General features: G+C 60.4%; 2 protein-coding genes. One reads left to right on the plus strand and one right to left on the minus strand.

Annotated features, from left to right (window positions below):
• Positions 1 to 292, minus strand: a 292-nt coding sequence (locus EOA28_RS32890; RefSeq protein ID WP_245501652.1) for a LysR substrate-binding domain-containing protein, incomplete at its 3' end; no start/stop codon positions are given.
• Between the two features lie 338 nt (positions 293 to 630).
• Here EOA28_RS32890 and EOA28_RS32895 point away from each other — a divergent pair.
• Positions 631 to 1851 carry a cation:proton antiporter gene (locus tag EOA28_RS32895; RefSeq protein ID WP_128315706.1) on the plus strand — a complete coding sequence of 407 codons (1221 nt, stop codon included), beginning with the start codon at positions 631 to 633 and terminating at the stop codon, positions 1849 to 1851.
• Positions 1852 to 2295 lie beyond the last annotated feature (444 nt).

Raw genomic sequence — 2295 nt, forward strand, 5'->3', positions numbered from 1 at the left:
TCATCCTCGGCGCGTTGTACAGGACAGCGACGTCGATCTTGCCCATCACCAGCCATTCGAGCAGATGGCCGCTGAAGCCTTCGATCACCCTCAGGCTTACCTGCGGGAACTGGGCGCGGAAATTCTGCACCAGGGGCGCCGTCAGCACGACGCCGACCGAGGGCGGCATTCCGAGCACGATCGTGCCACGCGGGTTCGAGCGCAGCGCCGCCAGTTCCGTCTCGGCACGCGCGGCCTGCTCAAGCAGGGCCATAGCGTAGCTTTGCAGGATCTTGCCGGCTTCCGTAAGCACGATGCCGGGCTATGACTTGGAAGTCGGCTAAGCGGCCGCCCAGCGGATCATTAGCTTCAGGAAGTCGCCGAGGTGAGACCGAAATTGGCTCGCGCAGCTTTATCGCTTAAGTGATCGTGTTGCGCCAAGGCGTCATCAGGACAGGCCCTCGGTATGTCATCCGAAGCCCTCAGGTTGAGCACGCAGCTGTTTTCTAATCGCCTGGGAGCACCCGTTCAACAATCTTTGTGTGAGGAGCAGGGCACTGCGATATGCTGACTGACAGAAGTTGGCGCCATCACATTTGTCTGGACGGGCTTTTGCTTGCCGAATCCTTCCCCACCTAGCCATAATTCGGAATGAGCGAACTCTCCATTCCGACGCTCGGACTCATACTCCTGACGGCTTCACTCGTCGCCATGGTCTCTAGGCGTATGCGCCTACCTTATAGCGTTGGCCTTGTGGCGGCCGGGATAGCGCTCAGCTTTGTTCCAGGTGTAGCCGAGCTTCCTCTCAGCCGGGAGCTAATCTTCACGGTGTTCCTGCCGCCGCTGATCTTTCAGGCGGCACTTGAGATCGAATGGCGTCATTTCCGCGTCAACCTCCCGGTCACTGTCTTGCTGGCCTTTCCGGGGGTGGCGATCGCGGCGGCTGTCGTGGCACTCGGCATGCATTGGCTGCTCGGATGGAGTTGGGCGGGTGCAGGCCTCTTCGGCGTATTGATCGCGGCGACCGACCCAGTCTCGGTCCTGGCTGCGTTCAAGGAAATGAAAGTTCAGCCTCGCCTCGGCCTGCTGGTCGAGTCAGAAAGCCTGCTAAACGACGGCGCGGCCGCGGTCGGCTTCGCAATTTTGGTGGCGGTTGCTTCGGGCGCCAGCGCCACGCCTGTAGCCATCACCTCATCTTTTGTCTGGATTGTTGCAGGTGGCATCGTCATCGGAGCGTCCGTCGCGGCGGTGCTACTTCTCATCGCCGGGCGGACCGAGGATCACCTAGTGGAGATTACTCTGACGACGATCGCAGCATATGGATCCTTTTTGATCGCCGAGAAATTCGGGATGTCGGGCGTACTCGCGACGCTCACCTCAGGCCTGCTGGTTGGCAATGTCGGCTGGAAAGGTGCGATATCGGCCAATGCACGGGGCCATGTGCTAGCTTTCTGGGGATATGCCGCCTTCCTTGCCAATTCGATTGTGTTCATTCTGATAGGCAGCCACGAGGCGCATCAGCCTCTCGGCATCTTCGCGGGCAGTTCGGTGGTTGCGATCGTCCTCGTCCTCCTCGGCAGGGTTCTGGCTATTTATCCCCTGTGTGCTGTGCTCAAACCAACCTCAATAAAGGTGGATATCAAGTATCAGCATGTTCTGGTCTGGGGCGGGCTGCGCGGCTCCCTGGCCCTGGCGCTCGCTCTCGCGTTGCCCCACGACATAGCGGAGCGCGCGGCGATCATCGTCACGGCCTTTGCCGTGGTGGCGTTCTCGATCTTTGTGCAGGGCCTGACAATGCCATGGCTTATCAACAAGATGGGATTGACCGAAAAAGGTGCCGGCGGTGAGCGTGGGCTTCCGATGGCCGAATAGCCCGATTCGCGAAGGCATGCTAACCTGCCGCCAGCGCTGCCGCCGTCGAGCGCGGGAGCTGCCTGTTCCCGTAGCTGGCCGGTACGCACCCGGCGCTCCGCTGTCCAACTGCCAAAGCGAATACAAAAAGCCCGTCGCAGCTAATAAGCGTAAGCCGACAGGCTTCCTGCGATTACCTGGCGGCTACATCCGAGGGATCGGCCGCTGCATGTCCGCATCGTCTCCTGGTGGACTCGCTATCGGCAAGCATTGGCACCGAGGAACTAGATCTTCGAGCCTGCCGCTGTCCGTGGCGATCTAACCACGCGCAGCAAGCACCGCATCGGGCCGGTCATACCAATATCCCCGCGGCGATAACGAGAATAACGCGCCTTTTGTCGAACCGGATGACGCGCTTTCTCGGCTCGCCTAGTTCCGCGGTCTCCCGTCTTCTTTCTTGGGGAG

The organism is Mesorhizobium sp. M2A.F.Ca.ET.067.02.1.1, assembly GCF_004023285.1.
Classification (GTDB): Bacteria; Pseudomonadota; Alphaproteobacteria; order Rhizobiales; family Rhizobiaceae; genus Mesorhizobium.

Coding starts and splice junctions, on each gene's coding strand:
- EOA28_RS32895 (WP_128315706.1), top strand. CDS start 631: ATGAGCGAACTCTCCATTCCGACGCTCGGACTCATACTCCTGACGGCT.